This is a genomic window from Paenibacillus sp. GCM10027630 (assembly GCF_042676305.1).
Classification (GTDB): domain Bacteria; phylum Bacillota; class Bacilli; order Paenibacillales; family NBRC-103111; genus Paenibacillus_S.
In genome coordinates this window covers 1-19,222 of sequence record NZ_JBHTGY010000006.1, presented here as the reverse complement: position 1 = coordinate 19,222, position 19,222 = coordinate 1, and the positions used below count along the sequence as shown (strand labels likewise).

Annotated in this window: 22 protein-coding genes; 8 read left to right on the top strand and 14 right to left on the bottom strand. The window is 44.7% G+C overall.

Annotated elements, in window-relative coordinates; all coding sequences use genetic code 11:
- Window positions 1-37 precede the first annotated feature (37 nt).
- A complete protein-coding gene (locus ACFQ0C_RS03520; RefSeq protein ID WP_379364020.1) occupies window positions 38-1,591 on the bottom strand; it encodes an ABC transporter substrate-binding protein in 1,554 nt (517 codons plus the stop codon).
- Window positions 1,588-2,133 carry an RNA polymerase sigma factor gene (locus ACFQ0C_RS03515; RefSeq protein WP_379364018.1) on the bottom strand — a complete coding sequence of 182 codons (546 nt, stop codon included), beginning with the start codon at window positions 2,131-2,133 and terminating at the stop codon, window positions 1,588-1,590. The genes ACFQ0C_RS03520 and ACFQ0C_RS03515 overlap by 4 nt, the downstream gene beginning before the upstream one ends.
- 287 nt (window positions 2,134-2,420) lie before the next feature.
- On the opposite strand from ACFQ0C_RS03515, the gene ACFQ0C_RS03510 reads away from it, so the two are divergent.
- Both ACFQ0C_RS03510 and ACFQ0C_RS03505 read left to right on the top strand, forming a co-directional pair.
- On the top strand, window positions 2,421-2,558 hold the full coding sequence (locus ACFQ0C_RS03510) for a hypothetical protein (protein ID WP_258218087.1): 138 nt from the start codon (window positions 2,421-2,423) through the stop codon (window positions 2,556-2,558).
- A 15-nt stretch (window positions 2,559-2,573) separates the two neighbouring features.
- Entirely contained in the window at window positions 2,574-4,628 is a 2,055-nt protein-coding gene (locus ACFQ0C_RS03505) for a peptidoglycan D,D-transpeptidase FtsI family protein (RefSeq protein WP_379364016.1), read from the top strand.
- 54 nt (window positions 4,629-4,682) lie between these two features.
- Here ACFQ0C_RS03505 and ACFQ0C_RS03500 read toward each other — a convergent pair whose 3' ends face one another.
- Window positions 4,683-4,919, bottom strand: a complete 237-nt coding sequence (locus ACFQ0C_RS03500) for a hypothetical protein (RefSeq protein WP_379364014.1) — start codon at window positions 4,917-4,919, stop codon at window positions 4,683-4,685.
- Window positions 4,920-5,443: 524 nt separating this feature from the next.
- Window positions 5,444-6,973 carry an MDR family MFS transporter gene (locus ACFQ0C_RS03495; protein ID WP_379364012.1) on the bottom strand — a complete coding sequence of 510 codons (1,530 nt, stop codon included), beginning with the start codon at window positions 6,971-6,973 and terminating at the stop codon, window positions 5,444-5,446.
- A 181-nt stretch (window positions 6,974-7,154) separates the two neighbouring features.
- Between ACFQ0C_RS03495 and ACFQ0C_RS03490 the strand changes: the two genes are divergently transcribed.
- Window positions 7,155-7,766, top strand: coding sequence for a TetR/AcrR family transcriptional regulator (locus tag ACFQ0C_RS03490; protein WP_379364010.1), 612 nt, complete (start codon window positions 7,155-7,157; stop codon window positions 7,764-7,766).
- 108 nt (window positions 7,767-7,874) lie between these two features.
- Here the strand turns inward: ACFQ0C_RS03490 and ACFQ0C_RS03485 are convergent, their stop codons facing one another.
- The 5 genes from ACFQ0C_RS03485 to ACFQ0C_RS03465 form a co-directional block, all read right to left on the bottom strand.
- A complete protein-coding gene (locus ACFQ0C_RS03485) occupies window positions 7,875-9,071 on the bottom strand; it encodes an enolase C-terminal domain-like protein (RefSeq protein ID WP_258218396.1) in 1,197 nt (398 codons plus the stop codon).
- A gap of 52 nt (window positions 9,072-9,123) precedes the next feature.
- Window positions 9,124-9,966, bottom strand: a complete 843-nt coding sequence (locus ACFQ0C_RS03480) for a carbohydrate ABC transporter permease (RefSeq protein ID WP_379364007.1) — start codon at window positions 9,964-9,966, stop codon at window positions 9,124-9,126.
- Entirely contained in the window at window positions 9,953-10,831 is an 879-nt protein-coding gene (locus ACFQ0C_RS03475) for a carbohydrate ABC transporter permease (RefSeq protein WP_258218394.1), read from the bottom strand. The genes ACFQ0C_RS03480 and ACFQ0C_RS03475 overlap by 14 nt, the downstream gene beginning before the upstream one ends.
- A gap of 130 nt (window positions 10,832-10,961) precedes the next feature.
- Window positions 10,962-12,296, bottom strand: a complete 1,335-nt coding sequence (locus ACFQ0C_RS03470; protein ID WP_171653163.1) for an ABC transporter substrate-binding protein — start codon at window positions 12,294-12,296, stop codon at window positions 10,962-10,964.
- A 179-nt stretch (window positions 12,297-12,475) separates the two neighbouring features.
- Window positions 12,476-13,171, bottom strand: a complete 696-nt coding sequence (locus ACFQ0C_RS03465) for a FadR/GntR family transcriptional regulator (RefSeq protein ID WP_258218393.1) — start codon at window positions 13,169-13,171, stop codon at window positions 12,476-12,478.
- Window positions 13,172-13,413: 242 nt separating this feature from the next.
- On the opposite strand from ACFQ0C_RS03465, the gene ACFQ0C_RS03460 reads away from it, so the two are divergent.
- A complete protein-coding gene (locus ACFQ0C_RS03460; RefSeq protein ID WP_258218392.1) occupies window positions 13,414-13,674 on the top strand; it encodes a GlsB/YeaQ/YmgE family stress response membrane protein in 261 nt (86 codons plus the stop codon).
- Between the two features lie 35 nt (window positions 13,675-13,709).
- Window positions 13,710-14,135, top strand: a complete 426-nt coding sequence (locus tag ACFQ0C_RS03455; protein ID WP_379364003.1) for a YtxH domain-containing protein — start codon at window positions 13,710-13,712, stop codon at window positions 14,133-14,135.
- A gap of 214 nt (window positions 14,136-14,349) precedes the next feature.
- Here the strand turns inward: ACFQ0C_RS03455 and ACFQ0C_RS03450 are convergent, their stop codons facing one another.
- The 5 genes from ACFQ0C_RS03450 to ACFQ0C_RS03430 form a co-directional block, all read right to left on the bottom strand.
- Window positions 14,350-14,661: a hypothetical protein gene (locus ACFQ0C_RS03450; RefSeq protein WP_379364001.1), complete on the bottom strand. Its 312-nt coding sequence runs from the start codon at window positions 14,659-14,661 to the stop codon at window positions 14,350-14,352.
- Between the two features lie 167 nt (window positions 14,662-14,828).
- A complete protein-coding gene (locus ACFQ0C_RS03445) occupies window positions 14,829-15,605 on the bottom strand; it encodes a sigma-70 family RNA polymerase sigma factor (RefSeq protein WP_258218389.1) in 777 nt (258 codons plus the stop codon).
- Window positions 15,602-16,051, bottom strand: coding sequence for an anti-sigma B factor RsbW (rsbW, locus tag ACFQ0C_RS03440; RefSeq protein ID WP_258218388.1), 450 nt, complete (start codon window positions 16,049-16,051; stop codon window positions 15,602-15,604). The genes ACFQ0C_RS03445 and rsbW overlap by 4 nt, the downstream gene beginning before the upstream one ends.
- Before the next feature lie 30 nt (window positions 16,052-16,081).
- On the bottom strand, window positions 16,082-16,417 hold the full coding sequence (locus ACFQ0C_RS03435) for an STAS domain-containing protein (protein WP_379363998.1): 336 nt from the start codon (window positions 16,415-16,417) through the stop codon (window positions 16,082-16,084).
- Window positions 16,418-16,519: 102 nt separating this feature from the next.
- A complete protein-coding gene (locus ACFQ0C_RS03430) occupies window positions 16,520-16,975 on the bottom strand; it encodes a DUF948 domain-containing protein (RefSeq protein WP_379363996.1) in 456 nt (151 codons plus the stop codon).
- Window positions 16,976-17,123: 148 nt separating this feature from the next.
- On the opposite strand from ACFQ0C_RS03430, the gene ACFQ0C_RS03425 reads away from it, so the two are divergent.
- The 3 genes from ACFQ0C_RS03425 (at window position 17,124) to ACFQ0C_RS03415 (ending at window position 19,086) form a co-directional block, all read left to right on the top strand.
- Window positions 17,124-17,285 carry a hypothetical protein gene (locus tag ACFQ0C_RS03425; protein ID WP_258218385.1) on the top strand — a complete coding sequence of 54 codons (162 nt, stop codon included), beginning with the start codon at window positions 17,124-17,126 and terminating at the stop codon, window positions 17,283-17,285.
- Window positions 17,286-17,289: 4 nt separating this feature from the next.
- Window positions 17,290-18,156 carry a hypothetical protein gene (locus ACFQ0C_RS03420; RefSeq protein WP_379363994.1) on the top strand — a complete coding sequence of 289 codons (867 nt, stop codon included), beginning with the start codon at window positions 17,290-17,292 and terminating at the stop codon, window positions 18,154-18,156.
- A 642-nt stretch (window positions 18,157-18,798) separates the two neighbouring features.
- Entirely contained in the window at window positions 18,799-19,086 is a 288-nt protein-coding gene (locus ACFQ0C_RS03415; RefSeq protein WP_258218459.1) for a transposase, read from the top strand.
- Window positions 19,087-19,222 lie beyond the last annotated feature (136 nt).

Genomic DNA, 19,222 nt, shown 5'->3' with positions numbered 1-19,222 from the left:
TGGCTCTCCTCTTGCCTGCCTGACCTCGAGTCAGTAGTCAGTTGCTGCTGCTCAGCAAGGCACTGTACAGAGCTTGCTGAGCCTCGTCCTGCAGCTGTTTGAGCATTTCATCCAGCTTCATACGGCCTTCTATGACAGCTTTGGCATGCTGAGCCGCCACTGGATAGTAAGCATCCTTGAACTTACCCAGAATCCGCGGATGGATAGACGACTCCGCATTTGTCTCCGACGGCTTCATACTGTAAAACGGTGCATAATTGTGCCCATCATTCGGTTTTATCGACTGAAACCGTGTCGACAGGCCTCCTCCTCCTAGCGTCCGACTGAGCTTCCGGGCCATTTCCTCACTATTGATCAGCTTAACCATCTCCCAAGCTGCACGCTGCTGATCGGACTGTGCATTTACCGCATATACGGGCCCAGGAGTAATTGAAACCGATTCATCCGGGCGAGTCGGATTTACAGGCTCACTCACTATATCCCAGTTGAAGGATGGCATTTTATACTGTGTTTTCGCCATTTCCAAATCTTTGCTTAATGAATAGCCACCCAGAGCTATCGCAGCTGTGCCAGATATAAACGGATTTCTTTTATACACTTCATCCATCATCATGTTTCCTTGAGGTCTCGGCTGAGGCTGATAAATATATCCCTTTGCATAGCCATCGATTGCGAGGCTCCACGCCTTTTTCCAGGCATCGGTATTCAATGTCGCTTGATCACCCTTGGCGTTAATCATGCTGAGGCCATTGGTCTTGGCAATCAGCTCGGCCAGCCCCGAAGCCTCGCTATAATAATAAGGCATAAGCCCATACACACGATCACTGCCTGTACCGCCGGTAGGAAAACGCGCCGCCAGTTGAAGCAGAGACTCCCAGCTCATGCCGTTCACCGGATAAGGAACCCCGTACTTGTCGAACAAATCCTTATTGTAATAGATTGCGTTCATATCGTACTCCGGGGTTAATCCGTACAGCTTGCCATCTCCGAGCTTGCGCAGCATATCCGTTACGCCGGGATTTTGATTCTGAAGATCGTAGTTATCCTGCTTCATAACCGCGTCAAGCGGGTACAGCCGACCTTCCTTGGCTAACTCGCCATACAAAAACGTTGGCAAATACAGTACATCCGGTTTTTCCTTTTCCATCATCTCGAGCACCATTGCCTTGTTGGTCCGGTCATTCCACCCATTGTCACCTACCGAAATAACCTTAACCTCAATATTCGGGTAGCGGATGGTATAAGCTTTGCCGTAACGCGTCATAAATGTATTCTCATGGAAATAAGCTACTTTGAGCGTCGTTTCTTTCACTTTATCAATAGGCTCCAAGGCTATTGGGGTCACAGGCTTTGAAAGTTGACCCAACCATACGCTCAACTGCTCCTTTTCACTAAGGCCAAACACAAGCAGCAGCATGCAAAAGGCCAATGCTGGACCTACCCGCAGCCAGGTTCGATTTCTCGGACGTTCCCTCACTTCAACACGCTCCTTAATTTTTCGCATTAACTGTTTAGAAAAGCCTCCTTCGCCCGGTCGGAGCGGGTTGCCGGCAAGCTGTTTCTCCCATTGCTCAGGTTCCATTCGCTTCATAGCGTCCTCCCCTCCTTGTTCAATAATTTGGACACCTTTACTCTAGCCCGGTGCAGCCTCGATTTGATCGTACCCTCAGAGAGCGAGAGCAGCCGCGCAATTTCGATATACGACAGCTGATGATGGGCATGCAGCAGCAGCACCTCGCGCAGCTTGCGCGGCAGTGCCAGAACTACCAGCCATACCTCCTCGCTCACTAGCTGGCTCATGACCTCCGTCTCCGCTGAAGGCGTGCTTTCCTCGCGTACCGGTTGACCAAACGGGATAACTCTGCGAAACCAGGCAGATCGCCAGTGATCTCTAACCAAATTGCGCGTAATGGTTAGCAGCCAGGTTTTCACAGAAGCCTCTCCCCGAAAGGAGTACAGCCGTTCATATACTTTTATAAATACATCCTGTGTTATATCGTCTGCCAATTCCGAGCGCCGGGTTAGGAAAAACGCGTAGTTCCACACATCCTCGCCGTATGCGAGCATCAGCTCCTCCAAGACAGCATTTTTGTCCATCCCCTCGGAGATTGATTTCAAGTATTCAAATGCCACCCTTCACTCACCTCTTAATCAATTGGACGACAGCAACAGGAAAAGGTTCCCTAAATACCCACTTTTTTTGCGAGATGCAGGAAAAATCTGCAACCTTCGATCCTGCTCAATCGTCACTTTAGTGTCAACCATCTCAAGTCTGCAAAATTTATTTACTCCGATAATCATTTGCGTCATAAACCTTTCACCACTTAGGCCGTTCCCATGGTAAACTAAACATATACGAGCTCACATAAGCCTAAAATCATCTACATAAGGATTTATTACATAAGGAGTGAGAACTCATCATGGCCGTTCAATTTAAAAATGGCTCTACGCGTAAGCGGAGGGATTGGCGCCGAATTACGGTGTTCATTCTTTGCGGCCTTCTTACGGGTATTTTATTCTGGATTTTTGTTCTATGGTCGTCTTTAAAAACCGGATAGCTGGGGTGGCAAACAATGAGAAACCGTTTTTTTCAGTTCACAGAGGATCAATCGGAGAAAAAGGAAATCCGAAAACGCAGACATTTCTCAATCCGGTTAAATGTGTTCTTTTTTGCTACTTTTTTAATGTTTACGGTACTTATTGTTCGTCTGGCTATCCTGCAGTTCGTAGAAGGCCCCAGACTGAGTCTCGAAGCATCCAAGGGCTCTATCAGCGACAGCCCCATCGCCCCGATCCGCGGCTCTATTTACGACCGCACCGGATATCCTATTGCCCAATCGCGGGCTATGCAATCTCTCTATTACCGTGTTGAGGGCGGTACGACCAATCGAGATCAAATTATCCAAATGGCCAGAACGCTTGAAGATATTTTTGCCCGTTACGGCAAGCCAACAGCCAAGCAGTTGTCCGCAGCTGATATATTGAAGCTTATGGATGTCGGCTTCGATATGGATAAAATGAAGACTAAGGAGCCGAGCTATTATTCCGTCCCGCGAAGAGTTAAGGCTGATCTTTCCAGAGAAGAGATCGCTTATTTGCTGGAGCATAGAGATCTGCTGAAGGGGATCGAGGTATTCGAGGACAGTATCCGCTATTATGATTCACAGACGATTGCAAGCCAGCTAGTTGGCTATATGAAACGGTTCAGCGCGGCTCGGAATCCCGTCTCAGGGCTCGATTTCTATAAAGGAAAAACCGATGAATATTTGGACGTGGAGGATGTCGGCTTCGATGGACTAGAGCTGATGTATCAAGAAGAGCTTCGGGGTAAAAAGGGCATCAAATCCTATCCCCTGAACGCTGCGCAAAAAATCATTGGTCCTGCTACCATCACCCCGCCTGAGAAAGGCCACAACCTTTACCTGACTTTGGATAAAAATGTGCAGCTGGCGACAGAGCAAGCCATAGTCGATCATCTGGCATTTCTTCGCAACCGCAGCTTGGCCGGCGAGTTCGGCTATGCGCCTAATGCCCGCTCAGGCTATGCCGTGGCGATGGAGGTCAAGACAGGCAAAGTAGTCGCCATGGCCAGTATGCCGGATTACGATACTAACAAATGGACCGGCGGTATGAGCAGCGAAGAATACAATCAGATTATTCCGTTCGTCAACAATGGGACGATTACGACCTCTTATCCTGACTTCCCTACGGACAAGGAAAGAGCCAAGCATCCTTCCTCCATCGTCTATATGGGATCGACTATTAAGCCGCTGACGATACTGATTGGTTTAATGGAAGGGGTTATTTCAACCGGCAGCACGTATAGTGACAACGGATCGTTTACATTCGGCCGGGGCAATGGAGCTACTATCTCCAACTCCGACGGCCACGCATATGGGCTGCTCAATCCAACGACTGCGATACAAAATTCATCCAACACGTACATGTCCGCTATGGTCGGCATTCCTCTCTGGAACAAGTATGGCGGGGAGAAATCGAAGGTTCTCGATGTTTGGGCAGAACATTTGGCTGAATTCGGGCTTGGCGTCAAAACAGGCAGCAAGCTGCCTAATGAATACGAAGGCTCTAATGAATTTATAAAAAATGCAAAGACCAGCAGTATGCAGTCCGCTATGGTTTACGCTTCATGGGGGCAAAACGAGAAATATACGACCCTGCAGCTTGCTCAGTTCTCTGCCACACTTGCTAGCCGGGGCAAACGGATGATGCCCCAGTTCGTTGAGAAAATTACCAAATCGAACGGAGAGCTGGTCAGCGGGTATGAGCCTCAAATGTTAAATGAGGTTAATTATCCAAAGGAATATTGGGAAACCGTCATTCGCGGAATGAAGAGTGGTGCGGAAGGGATCGATACCCTCCCATTCCCTGTTGCCCGCAAGACAGGTACATCGACGCAGGATGTATCGGGTGGACGGGTAGATAACGCCGTGTTCGTCTCCTTCGCCCCGGTTGATAATCCGGTGCTTGCTGTAGCTGTTGTCGTCCCCGAGGGCCGCTTCGGCCGCTACGGCGCCTCTCCGATTGCAGCCAAAATCTATCAGGCCTACGATCAATATGTCGGCGGACTAAGCAATCCCGTCGTTAGCGCCGGCACCAAGAAGCCGTAGGCTGCTTCCATAGCGCCAACGTACGAAGGGTCTACCCCCTAGTAGCTTTAGCTACTAGGGGGTAGACCCTTTTGTATGTTGCTTAGTTGATGGCGCGAGAACCGCTGTTCGAAGGCTGCTTTTATCATGCTTTTTGCGTGCTTTTTTGGTGCTTTTTTGGTGCTTTTTTGGTGCTTTTTTGGCGACTTTCATTCCACAGGAGACAAGGATTTTTAGGAGGCTGCCGTAAGAAACAACGGCAATAGATGGAAATCCTCCCGTTAATCCAGCCTGGATATCGTTTGAAATCAATCTAACTGGAAAAACTCCTGCTAATATAAGCGATTCTGATGATATCAAGCAAAATCCTTAGAATTAACATGAGAAATTCCAGCTATAGGGCTATGAACGCTATTTTTCGGATAAATTAACATGACATTTTCCTGTTAATTACGCGGAGCTCACGACGATTCTTAAGTCTGCTTGGACAGCAAGCCGGTTAATCTCAATAGGTATTCCAGCGGATGTAACACCAAGGCGTGCTAGGACCATGCAAAGCCGTAACCGAACCCCAAACCTCGCTCCCCAAGATTAAAACGCGTTGGAAAAAACTCATCTCTAGCATTTCGCTGAGAATGCCCAAGAAAGGGCTGTTTCAAAAGGATAAATGCCAGTGAATGAATCCCATCAATTGTGCAAAAGAACCTTCAATCCCAAACGTGGAATCGAGGGTTCTTTTGCAGCCCTATATTCAGGGTAAAGTGGTGGTGAGCTGTCCGATATGGCTTTTGAGACAGCCCCACCGTGTACAAACCCTTTTTCTACAAGGGCACCTCTTACCCTTTAGAAGTTTTAATCAATCTGGCATTTCCCATAAGGATACACGCGATGAGACTGATTCCTACAGAGAATAACCCCGCTAGAAACAAGGTTTTCAGGGAATGACTGAGCACCTGCTGCAGCCCAAGCCACACTTCTTGGGGCATGGAAGCACGTGCCTCGGAATCCAGCAGCAGCTGTGGATTACTAAAGCGCTGCAGTTGATCGGCTGGAAGGGCAGCCAGTTTGGTGCTGAGATGAATCAAGCCCGATGTCATCTGCTGTGCCAGCAAACTGCCCAATATGCTGACTCCAATCGTTCCCCCCATGGAGCGGAAAAATTGGGATGAGGAGGTGGAAACACCACGATCTCTTCCCTCCACCACGCTCTGTGCAGCTGTGCCAAGCGTAGGATACACGGCTCCTATACCCAGTCCGGTAATGATCATGCACAGGACAATTTGGAGCTTTGTTGTGTCCACGGTCATTTGACTGAGCAAAATAAATCCGATTACCATCAAACTCAAGCTGGGGACCAGAATCATGCGAAACGATGCTTTGTTCATCCATCGTCCGCTGGCTGTCGATGTAACGGCTGCGGATACCATTAGAGGCGTTAAAATGTAGCCGGCGATGGATGGACTTACTCCAATTACCCCCTGCACATAGAGGGGAATGTACGTGATCGCACCGAACATTCCCGCACTCATAAAAAATCCGGCGATGCTGCCGAAGGCGATCGCACGAATTTTGAACAGCTGCAGGGGAATGATAGGCTCCTTCACTTTCGTTTCAATCCATAGAAACAAACCGAGGAGTAATGCTCCTATGCCAAACAATGCAACGATTTGCGGGGACCCCCAAGCAAAATGAATGGCATCTCCCTTCTGATTACCACCCAATACCAGCGCAAGAAGAATAGAAACGATTGCGCCGCTCAATGTAATCGCACCAAACCAATCGACAGAACGTTTCTCATTGCTCTTACTTTCTTTAAGTGCTATAGCTATTATGAAGAAAGCGGGTATGCCAATAGGAATATTCACATAAAAAATCCAGCTCCAATTCCAATACTCGACGATGGCTCCCCCAAGCGTTGGCCCAATGATACTGGCTATTGCGAATATGGCACCGAAGAGCCCCATAAATTTGCCTCGTCGTTCAGGAGGAAGAATATCCCCGATAATCGTAAAAGCAACGGGCATTAAAGCTCCGGCCCCCAGGCCCTGCACGCCTCTGAAAATAATCAGTTCTACCATATTTCCAGCCATGCCGCATAAAGCGGAACCTGCAAGAAATATAAACAAACCGATCAAGTATATTTTCCGCCGACCAAATAAATCGGCCAGCTTACCGTAAATCGGCATGGTTGTTGTCAACGCCAGCATATAGATGGCAAATACCCAACTATAAAGGGACAGTCCTCCTAGCTTTTTAATAATAGTCGGCATGGCTGTTGAAACGATGGTCTGGTCCAAAGAGGATAGAATCATTCCAATCAATAAACCCGTTGCAATTAATCCTGTCTTTCGATTTTCCATGGACATTTCTACACATTCCTTCCCTCTCACTTAATCAACACTGTGTTGCAATTGCAGCGTTGTGTTGATTATAATAATTGTTATTCAGTAAGGCACGCAACCAACAATATCCAAATCAATGTCGTATAATCGGCATAACCTTGCAGGATGCTGCTTAAGGGGAACATGTTAAACAAAGGAGCCATTCATGTCTAAAAGAAATGATACGCTTGACCCTCGTATTAAGCGCACCCTTAATGTCATCAGAGATGCAATGATTTCATTAATGGATGAAAAAGGTTTCGACCATACCACAGTTCGGGACATTACCGAGCGTGCGGAAATCAATCGCGCTACATTTTACCTTCACTATCAGGATAAGCATGATCTATTAGATAAAATTGTCGCCGAAATGCTGCATGAGTTTTTAGCTGCTATTCAATTGCCTCCCGCCTTTGAAGCGGATGATTTATGTATGGATGCGCATACGCCGCCTCACTCGTTTATTCGTCAGTTTGAGCATATTGCTGCCTACTCCCGGTTTTACAAAGTCATGCTGGGTGCGAATGGTTTGCCTGGCTTTGCGGTTCGGATGGAGCACGTAATTCGGGATGCGCTTTATCATAGATCCACTTTAGCTCAACCTAATGATCGTCAGCTCATGATACCCAGAGATATCATTATCCGTTACTCAACATCTGCGCATCTGGGCATCATTATGTATTGGCTGGAAAATGATATGCCTTACTCGCCTAAATACATGGCTACGCAGCTGATGCGTTTGCACATGCTTGGTCCTACAAGCGTTAGTGGGCAGTGACTCCGCTCGGTTGCTCCAAAGTGTATAGGAGGGACTTCTTCGCTCACTCCATATCGCAAAAAACCGCCCAAATCCATTGTCGGATTTGAGCGGCGGTAAGCCGGGGTCTTATGGACGGAACGAAGTTCCGTCAGGCAGTCTGGCCAATGTCCATGCCGGAAGTACATTGGAGCATGGGAACTTGGCTGCCATTTTCTCGTCAATATCAACACCAAGACCTGGCTTTTCATTCGGATAGACGTAGCCATTGCGCACTTCAGGAATGCCTGAGAACACCTCATGCACCTCGTCCTTGAAGCCATTCCATTCCTGTATGCCGAAATTAATGCTGCTAACATCCAAGTGGACATTCGCCGCATGGCCTACTGGTGACACATCGCCAGGACCGTGCCAAGCTGTGCGCACACCGAATGTTTCTGCCAAGGAGATAACCTTCTTGGCCGGCGTAATACCGCCGATCTGGCTGACATGGATGCGAATGAAATCAATAAGGCGGTTTGCAATCAAAGGAACCCATTCATTCGGATTGTTAAACAGCTCTCCCATTGCGAGCGGAGTTGTACTGTGCTGGCGAATGTTTTTAAACCATTCAATTTGTTCCGGAGGCAGCGCATCCTCCAAATAAAATAATTGAAACTTTTCCATTTGCTTGGCAAAGTTTACCGCATCGATCGGAGTCAAGCGCTCATGCACGTCATGAATGAATTCTACTTCCCAACCCAGCTTGCTGCGAAGATGTTCAAATAGCCCAACAATGCTTCTCATATAGGCTTTGGGATCATAATAAGCACCGTCAAGCGCATTCTCAGGTTTCGTTATAGTAGCGCCACGGCCTCCATATAAGCCCATCTGGCAGCGAATATAACGGTAGCCTTGCTCCATATAAGCTTTTGCATTGGCTTCCACTTCTTCCACGCTGCTGCCGTCCGCATGCTTATAAACAGCGGCTCCCTCGCGGCATTTTCCACCCAGCAGCTGATACACCGGCATCTCAGCCAGCTTCCCTTTAATATCCCACAGGGCCATGTCAACGCCGGACAGCGCATTATTCAATTCAGGTCCATTCCGCCAGTAGCCGCTCACCATCGCAGTTTGCCAAATATCCTCGATCCGCTGTACATCTTTTCCTATCAAAAACGGCTTTAAATAATTGTCCACTACGTTAGCAACCGACAAATATCTTTGTGTAAAAGTTGCACAGCCCAGACCGAAAAGGCCCGGCTCCGAGGTTTCAATTTTAACTACGACCAGATTGATTCCTTCCGGAGCAGTCAAAATGGTTTTAACATCTCTAATTGTAATCATACAGTTCTCTCCCTTGTCTTATCCTGTTGTTCTCTATCTGTTTATAGTTGGTCTATTGCTTTACGGCTCCTGCCGTCAAACTGCTAATAAAGTACTTTTGCAAAAATAAGAATAAAATAACAAGCGGCAAGCTGGACACGAACGAAGCTGCCATCATATCATTCCAAACGATTTTATAGAAGCCGTTCAATTGTCCAATTCCGACCGGTAATGTTTTCATTTCTTCCGATGTAGTCAGAATCAATGCGAACATATATTCATTCCAGCCCTGCAGGAAAGAATAGATCGCTGTGGCAGCTATCCCAGGCAAAGATAAAGGTAAAATGATTTGTACGAAAGTACGAATTCTACCGCATCCGTCAATGGTCGCCGCTTCATCCAGCTCCTTCGGAATGCCTTGAAAGAAGCCCATCATCATCCAGGTGCAGAACGGAATAGTGAATGATATATACACGAGAATGAGGCCCATGTGAGTATCAATTAATCCCAGCGTCTTCAACACTTTATAGAATGGAATAAGCAGCATAATCGAAGGGAACATTTGCGTTACCAGCAGAAAGGTTAAGAAGGCGCTTTTGCCACGAAAACGAAACCTCGATGCCCCATAACCCGCCATGGCAGAAAACACCAAGGAAATGATGGTCGCAGCAAGCACGATATATACACTGTTAGCGAAATAAGTGGCAAAAGGATAGTCATTCCAAATACGAATGAACGATTCCCATGTCGGAGCATCCGGAATCCATTGCGGCGGGGTAACCATCACTTCGTCATTGGGCTTAAACGCTGTGGAAACCATCCACAAGGTCGGAACCAGCACGATAAGCGAGGCTACAACCATAATTAAATACATGACGCTATTGAAAACTTTGTCTTTCCCTTTAGTCATTGCCATTGTCAAACAGCCTCCTATACACAAATCCGATCAAGAAGCATACGAAAAATACAACGACGGCCATGGCAGCAGCTTTACCGAAATCAAAAAACTCGAAAGCATTTTTGAAGATGTCAATACTGACGACGTTCGTTGCGTCACCCGGTCCACCTTGCGTCAAAATCCAGATCATAGTGAAATGCTTGAACCACCACACCGTATCCAAAATCAACGTAACCATCAGAACCGGCATCAAGCTGGGAAGAGTGACATAACGGAATGACTTGAACCGATTGCATCCGTCTATCTTGGCCGCCTCGTACATATCCTGCGATATGGATTGAAGGCCGGCTAACAGCAGCATCATAACCATCGGGTAGCCCTTCCATATGCAGACGATTATGATAGCCATAAAGGCATAGGTGTTATCTCCAAGCCAGGAAACCGGCTCACTGATTAAGTTCATTTTCATGAGAAAATGATTAAACAGTCCGTACATCGGATTAAACAACCACTTCCATAAAAGCCCTACCACTACTTCAGGAAGCAGCCAAGGAAGAATAAGAATCGCTCTAAAAAAAGTACGGCCAGGCAAATTCATATTTAAAACCAGGGCAAGCCCCATCCCCAGCACAAAATGGCCCGCTACCGTAAAGAATGTATATTTAAGCGTCAACCAAATACGGGTGACAAAATCCCAGTTGGAAAAAATATCGAGATAATGGCTTAGCCCTACAAAATCCCATTTGTTCACTAGATTCGTATTGAAGAAACTAATGTAGGCTCCGTAAATCAACGGATAGGTTACCAGCAAAATTAAAGTAATTGCCGCAGGCAGTATAAACCAATATCCCGCCCACTCGGTTCTGGCTATGGATTGTTTCACGTTTCCTCCTCCTAAAGAGCTTTTGCATCAGCAAAAACTTGTACCGTAAGCATAATCTTGTGATACGACTTGTTCATGTTTTCGTAAAAAAAGAGGGGGAGGAAATCCCCCTCGATCATTCAATTAGAGCTTACTTGCCCTCTTTTTGGATCAAATCGTTGGCGCGGGCAGCCGCTTTTTTCGTAGCCGCATCCACATCTCCGCCTTTAGCCAAGAGCATCTGATAAGCTTCAGCTACAATGTCTTGGAACTGCGTATAAGTAGAGAAATTCGGCACATGGAATGCGTTCGCTATGGACTTGGAAAAGCCGACCATCTCCGGCGTATTCAACTGCTGACTTTCACCTACATCTACTCTCGTTGGCAAACGTCCGCTTACAGCGTTCCATTTTAACGAGTTTTCTTTATTGACAACGAATTTCAGGTAGTCGACAACCGCTTCTTTATTTTTGCTTTGTTCAGAGACGGAATAACCAATCAACCCAAAGGTAGATACATTCTTTTCCTTCTTAGGGATCGGTGCGCTATAGAGTTTGCCTTTAAGACTCGGGTTTTGTGCCAGTATAGTACCGAAAGCATTCGGACCGCTGATCAACATTCCCACCTTACCGTTAGCCATCAGAGTAGCCGCTTCCGGGAAGCCTGTTTCTGTCACGCCTGGAGGTACAACACCATGTTTCGTGAACAAATCGCCGTAAAATTGGAAAGCTTCCTTCGCTTTAGGCGACTCCAAATCTGTTACCCATTTGCCGCTTGCATCTTGTCTTAACTCGTCAGCACCAAATGAACGCAGAACCGGAATGAAGCGTGAACCGCCGGAAGAGTTACGTGTTCCTACCATACCGAAGCCCCATTGATCCGGCTTGCCGTCACCATTCGTATCCTTGGTCAGCTTCTTCGCAACAGTTACAAAATCATCCCATGTTTCTGGCGCTTTCAGCCCTTCAGCTTCGAACCAATCCCCACGATAGACCAATGCTTGCGGTGTAGCATTCCATGGGAAAAATTGGAGTTTGCCGTCAACGCTCGATTCTTCTACAATGTACGGATAAAACTCTTTTAAATATTGATCACCCAACAGCTTGGTTAAATCCGCAGTAATATTCATTCCATATGCTGTTCTCATGAATTCAGGCGTATTCGTGAATGCATCCGGCAAATCTCCAGCAGTTGCAAGAGTTGTCAGCTTTTTAAACAAATCGTTCAAAGGTACACCGATAAACTCAATCTTAACGTTAGGATGAAGGCGCATATATTCATCGGCCATTTCCTTCTCTGCAGGACCGTCCGGCTTTTCTGTTTGAGATACGGAGATAATTTTGATAGTTACGGGCTTTCCAGCCTGATTATCTGCTCCTGCTGCTGTTTTTCCTGTAGAAGCCTCCGGTTTTGCTCCACAACCTGTTAGACCAACAGTCAATGCCAGTGCAGAAAGCAACCCCAATTTTGCCATCTTCTTATTCATCGTTACCCCTCCATGTATGTAATAACTTCATGCTCTATATTGTTAATGCAAGGTTCACCGGATGCCTATTTAAGGTGTTTGGAACCAAAGTTTAGTATTCTGTGGTTACCTTACAATCGCAATCGAATCATTGTATTACGTATGATGTCATACAAGTTAGTGTGAAAAAAGCTCGTTGTTTAGGGATCGTTTCTTTCCCTCAGCTTTTGTATATTTTCATTCATACCTGTTTTGATCAAAGCTTTAACGGCTTCACTGTCTCGTCTCTTTAAAGCTTCGAACTGCTCGATATGTCCTTGCACGCTTTCTTGACTGACGCCAAATACGCGATTGAGCTCCTCTAGAAATTCAGAGTAAGCATGAGTGTTTTTCACTACTTGATATAAAATTTCATTTTTGGAAGCTTTAGCAATAGCTACGTGAAATTCAATATCGGCAGCGGTATATTTTTTATAATCGCTTCGGCCTGCCACCATTTTTTCAAGAGCTTGCTCGATGGATCGAATATCCTCCTCGTCCGCTCTAAGAACAGCCAGGTCAATACATTTGAATTCAATCGTTTCCCGAAACTCCATCATATCCATAAATTCTTTTTCCGTTATATTCATGATCGGGGTCAAATCATTCAAAATCCGATCTTGAATCGATTGCGAAACAAAGGATCCTTGTCCATGTCGGGTAGTGATGATCCCAATCGCTCTCATCTTCTGAATAGCGCTTCTTACACTGACTCTGCTTACCTTAAACATTTGGCATAAGTCATGCTCGGAAGGAATCTTGTCACCAGGCTTCCAGGTACCGTTTACAATATTAGTTTTAATTTGAGCATACACTTCGTCGACGATATTTTGTTTGTCAATGCTTGTTAAACTCATTTAGTTCACCACCTTACTCATAACATGTCATACAAGTTATCGCCGTAAATAATAGTATCAGCAACATGTCCAAAATGCAAGAAAAAAATCTTCTCTTTCCCTCGATTAAAGATCGTCCTCCCTGTTGTACAAGAAAGCTCCTGCCGGAATTCATCAGTCGCCACCTGGCTTTGTTTCATAGAAAATGAACAAGGGTAATATAGCTCATGCAAGGTAACCCATAGGAAGGGAGCGTGAGGGTGATGATCAGCTTGCTGATAACCATCGTCATGGCAATCGTCATCGGAGCCATCGGTTCCGCGATAGCACCTGGCGGAATGCCAGGAGGTATCATTGGCTCTATGGTTGCCGGCTTTGTCGGTGCATGGTTAGGCGCGTTGCTTCTAGGTTCTTGGGGCCCCGTAATCGGCGGCTTCGCCGTAGTGCCGGCCATCATAGGAGCGGCAATCTTTGTACTCCTATTGACGCTATTATCCAGAGTCTTAAACAGCAGAACCTCGTAAATTCGAAGTAAACTATGTAAAAGGAGTGGATAGACATGGCAACTGCAGAGACAAAAAGCAATAGTTTATTGATAGGAACCATTGTGGGAGGAGCCGCAGGGGCACTTATCGCGCTTCTGCTAGCACCCAAATCGGGGCGTGAGCTGCGGGAGGATTTGAAGGACTCGCTTCATACCCTTCAGACCATGGGTCAGGACTGGATGGATCAAGCTAGAACTAAAACAGCCGATACGATCCAACGAGCAGCTGAGCAAGGTACCCAATTACTGGACAAGGCACACGAGGGAACAGACGCAGCGATGTCGGCTGCTCGCAAAGCCACCGACGCCTTGTCTGAATCCGCTCATCAAATAACGGAACAAGCCGCACAAACGCTGGATAAAGCGACTGATCGTGCAGGGGATGCTGCTCATGAAGCACTGGACAATGTCCAACAGCATCGTCCTTTTCAAAAGGCATAACGGCACGGCTTGAGCTTACATTAAACATTGTTTAATCAAGTTACTCCTAAGCGTCACTTGCTATCCATAGCGAGTGACGCTTTTCATGTACGAGACTTTAGCAAGGAAAGGCGCCGTTTTTAGCATATGGGTAGTACCAGCCCCTACATACATGACAAAGTCTGTCCGAGGATCATCCTCAGACAGACTGCGTAAGCTTCGTTGCAAAACTTCCTTAGAGTATGAGAGCAAGAGCATCAGGAGACTTTCTTTCCTGCAGCAGTTGGCCTACATGATGCTTGGGCTTGTCCACCTTTACAAAGTAGGTACCTTCCAAATGGTAACCCTGCTCCTTGGCCGTTGAATACAATTTGCAGAAATGCTCAGCGGCCACTATAGCCTCCTCCAGCCTGATGAATGTCTCAATGACGTTGCCCTTACCCAATGGATTAACCTGAGCCTGAATGCTGACTTCATACGACTGAGGACCTGTCTCACGTACCAATACATCGCTGCTATCGCATGTTATACTATGTCTGATTGTCATAACACCCACCGCCTTTTCTTGGGATAATAAGGTACATATCTCTCATTACCCGAGTCCAAATTAGTTGAATCATATGAACCAGGGAATTAATGAAAGCCCGTCTTCTCCCCCAAAAAAGACCGGCAACTTAAATAACACGCCCCAATGGACGTGTTATCTATAAGCAGTTATACATCGCTCAAACCTCTGTATTCTCCAAAATATTCCTTAAGCTTGTCTAAAGCCCGCTTCTGAATCCGTGATACACTCATCTGTGATACGCCCAACACTTGAGCAATCATACGTTGAGATTGGCCTTCGACATAAGAAAGCTGAAGCACTCGCTGCTCTTCTTTTTTCAACAGCTTCATGGCCTGCTCCATGTCCAATCGATTCTCCAGCTGCCGGTACTCATCGACATCCTCGCTAAGCAAGTCCCCGATGGTCGCACCGCTTTCTTCAGCAGACAGCGGAGTATCCAACGAAACATAATGATAATATTCCCTGCCTGCCAATATTTCAATAGTTTCCTCAACCGTAAGCTCAACATCCGCTGCAATCTCCTCTACATTGGGAGACCGCTCCAACAGGACTGTCAGCCGGTCTATAGCTTCTTGAATGCGCCCGCCTTTTTCCTTCACACGCCGGGGAACCTGTACATACCAGGACTTATCGCGCAAGTAATTTTTCATATGGCCAATGACGCTTTTCATCATATAGGGCTCGAATTGCTCACCCTGCTCAACGTCAAATTGCTTAAACAGCCGCAGCATCGACATTTGCCCCACTTGGTATAAATCTTCATAGAGGTCCGGACGATTGCGCGACATTTTTCCTGCAGCCATTTTTACCAAAGGCTCTAACTGCAATAATAAAGTCGTAGCTATTTCGTTACAACTCGTTTGCTGATATTCCATGATCAGCTCGCGGATATTGGGTGCCGGAATCTCCGAGTTTACCTTCATACCATTTCCTCGCTTTTGCTTAAGCGTTTGGTTAGAAGAACCTCTGTCCCACCTTCGTTGTTCACTTCAACGTCATCCATTAAAGCTTGCATCAGGTAGATGCCAAGCCCGCCCACCTGAGCTTCTTCCAACGATTTATCATGCAGTGACTGCGCTAACGGCGCTTTCTCAGAGAAATTGAAGCTGTGGCCCTGGTCCTTCACTTTAATGCGAAGTCCATGCTCTATAAGCTCAAAATGTACCTCCATCATCCCGCCTTTACCAGGCTCATAAGCATGTACAACTACATTGTTGCACGCCTCTGCCACAGCCACCTTTATATCTTCTATCTCCTCGTAAGAAAACCCCACTTTTGTGCATAATCCATACAATGTAAGACGAACCACATCAATAAACTCCGCTTCGGCAGGCAATGTCATGCTGACCGTACGATTTTCCAAGTTCATTTCACTTCTTTCCATGTCTATTTGGCCTTTCTAATTTACTTCGTTCGATGCTTGCTGGATAAACCTGGTTAGACCTGTCATATCGAATAACCTCTGAATTTTGGGCGGAATCTCCTCGATAGTTATGGGTGCATTCAAGACATGTCTTGCTTTGAGCAATGATAAGATAACCCCAATTCCCGTACTGTCGATATACTGTAAGTCCTTCAAATTAATTACCAGGTTGCGGCTGGTTTCGGCGATATAAGGATCTGCAGCAGCACGCAGCTCGGCAGCCCTTGCCAAGTCCAGTTCTCCCTTTAAATACAAAAAATGACTGTTAGGGGATACTTGTCGTTCTATTTCAAATTGATGCTGTCGATTCATACGATTATAATCCTCCTTCAAATCACCATACGGATGCTTTATCTATCTTATCATTACCCCGCTGAACTTCAAATGAAACAACGTTACATCAGATTATTTAGCTTATTTAGCGCCTGTATGCACCTGAACCTGCCGATGCTTGAATTGCTGCCACACATCAACAAGGATAGGAATAGCCTTCAGTGCCGTTCCTATTTTACTTAGAGCAGGACTATGTACATCTCCATCCACTTTGTCCTTAATGGTCCTTGCGACCGATACGGAAGCTTGCTTCACGGTTGATGTTATTTCTTCGACAGCCTCTCCTACTTGTTTCATCGAATCGAAAGTTGGTTCAAGCGAATGGAGCTTATTTAAAACATCTTCCGTCACCGCATTCGTATGGCGTAGAACATCGGAGGCTTCCTTAGCAATTCCTGTCACCTCAACCTGCAAATTTTGCATCGTGGTATGGGTTTGGGCCAGTAAAGCCGTCATCGAGCGTAAAGTAACAATCAGAAAAGCTACCAAGACAACAAAAGCCACCGCAATAACAGCTACACTAATTTGAACAACCATGTTGTTTCCCCCTTTTAAAAAAATTGGCTTAAGCTTTGTTAGCTACTATTTACCCGCAGTGCTCCGAAACGAATCTGATTCACCCCACAACACCAAGGGTAAGAGGGAGCATCAACCTTTATACAAATCATGATAAGGAGTGATAACGATGGACCAGCTTAAAAACGTAGAAATTGAGAAAAAAAGTGTCGAGCAAAAGTACGATAAAGGCATGGTAGCCTCCACCTTCATTAAGTACGCCGCTTATATAATCATATTTTTTGGATTTTTGTATTTCATCGTGCGCTATGTATTCCCTGCATTCCAGTAAAGATATGAATCGGCTGAAAAAAAAAAAAAAAAAAAAAAAAAAAAAAAAAAAAAAAAAAAAAAAAAAAAAAAAAAAAAAAAAAAAAAAAAAAAAAAAAAAAAAAAAAAAAAAAAAAAAAAAAAAAAAAAAAAAAAAAAAAAAAAAAAAAAAAAAAAAAAAAAAAAAAAAAAAAAAAAAAAAAAAAAAAAAAAAAAAAAAAAAAAAAAAAAAAAAAAAAAAAAAAAAAAAAAAAAAAAAAAAAAAAAAAAAAAAAAAAAAAAAAAAAAAAAAAAAAAAAAAAAAAAAAAAAAAAAAAAAAAAAAAAAAAAAAAAAAAAAAAAAAAAAAAAAAAAAAAAAAAAAAAAAAAAAAAAAAAAAAAAAAAAAAAAAAAAAAAAAAAAAAAAAAAAAAAAAAAAAAAAAAAAAAAAAAAAAAAAAAAAAAAAAAAAAAAAAAAAAAAAAAAAAAAAAAAAAAAAAAAAAAAAAAAAAAAAAAAAAAAAAAAAAAAAAAAAAAAAAAAAAAAAAAAAAAAAAAAAAAAAAAAAAAAAAAAAAAAAAAAAAAAAAAAAAAAAAAAAAAAAAAAAAAAAAAAAAAAAAAAAAAAAAAAAAAAAAAAAAAAAAAAAAAAAAAAAAAAAAAAAAAAAAAAAAAAAAAAAAAAAAAAAAAAAAAAAAAAAAAAAAAAAAAAAAAAAAAAAAAAAAAAAAAAAAAAAAAAAAAAAAAAAAAAAAAAAAACCGTCAGGTATCACACATCCTGACGGTCCAAACTGTTGAGAAACAAGCTGTTGAGAAAGTAATCCTAGTCTCAACAGTTTGTTTTTCTTCTAATTCATCAACAAATTCCAGCGTAATCGCGTTGAGAGGCATCCTAACTTTACGATTAGACCGTTAGCAGGCAGCGTCATCCCACCAAGTCCATCAATCATCCCCCGATCCCGAGAGAGGCCTATCGCTCCAACTTGCGCAGATCCCTGGCGGGCCTTGCTCCCCAACCCGCGCAGATCCTGAACGGGCCTTGCTCACCAACGGGCTCGGATCTTGAGCGGGGGCCTAGCTTCCAACCCGCATGGATCCCGAGCGGGCCTTGCTCCCCAACCCGCGCGGATCCTCAGCGGGCCTTGCTCCTAACGCACGCGAATCCTCAGCGGGCCTTGCTCCCCAACGGGCGCGGATCCCGAGTTTTGCGTTGGGGCGTAACACGGCGGTCGATCAAACCCCACACAGTACAAGCTACTTCTTGCCCATTGTCAGCAGAAATATAGGGACGAGGTCACCGATTACCGATTAGCAGGAAAATGTCCCGTTATTTATTCCACTAAGCGGCATTTTCTATACTTTAGATGGAAATCCTCCCGTTAAATTCCAACATACTGTTCAATGTGCCAAAAGCCATCCAATTTAGATGCACATTTTCCAGTTATATTGATCTTTATCGATATTCAGGTCAGATTAGCGGGAGGATTTCCTTTTAATATACTTCTCTATTATTATATTTCTCTACAACTATCGAAAATCGAAAACTACNGTGGGAGAGATGAGACAGAGGTTCAGTGATGAGTTTAAAGAAAAGACAGTAAAGTACATTCAAGAACAGACAAAGAGCGTGCCGCAGATTGCAGAAGAGTTAAACATCCCAGCAGGAACGTTACATCAGTGGTTGGGGAAACATCGCAAGTTTGAAAATGAACCGCTTGTAGATCGGGAAGCCATTCGTCAGAAAGATCATCAAATCCAAGAGCAGGCAACCGAGATTGAGGATCTCAAGGAAGAGATCGCCATTCTAAAAAAGGCCATGCACATCTTCAGCAAAGAAAGGAACTAAGGTTCCAGTTTGTCGAAGAGTACCGCTCCGTGTTTCGACTGGAGAAGATGTGCAACGTTCTTGAAATATCCCGGAGTGGTTACTACAAATGGCTACAAGAGAAGGAAAAAGAAAACAGCTATCAGAAGCGTCGGAA